Here is a 318-nt window from a genome sequence, read left to right as displayed (position 1 = left end):
TGCAGCGGCACTTGCCTATCTCAAGGCACAGGCGTCGACTGCCCTGGCAGACTATACGCAAGTAGATAATCAACTGACGGCTGCCAAAGAAAGCCTGAAAACTGCTACGGCAAGTAAAGCTGCAGCCGACAAAGCCTATAGCGATGCCGCAGAACTGTCCACTGCCGCATCCACCGCTGCATCTGCCGCAACTGCCGCGATTGCCGTTGATAACTCACTGGCAAATCAACAAAAGCTAAATTGGGCGCTCAACGACCTGCGTGAGAAAAAAAGCGCAGAAGCAACAGCCAAGCAAGTCAAGGACAGTCGTGATTTAGA

Annotated in this window: 1 protein-coding gene; it reads left to right on the top strand. The window is 52.5% G+C overall.

Features of this window, described 5'->3' with window-relative positions; all coding sequences use genetic code 11:
- Positions 1-318, top strand: a 318-nt coding sequence (locus ACO0LF_RS31670) for a hypothetical protein (RefSeq protein ID WP_423021413.1), incomplete at both ends; no start/stop codon positions are given.

The sequence above is a fragment of the Undibacterium sp. Di27W genome (genome assembly GCF_049340345.1).
Classification (GTDB): Bacteria; Pseudomonadota; Gammaproteobacteria; order Burkholderiales; family Burkholderiaceae_D; genus Undibacterium.
Note: the sequence above shows the minus strand (reverse complement) of the source record. Positions and strands in the feature narration are given on the sequence as shown.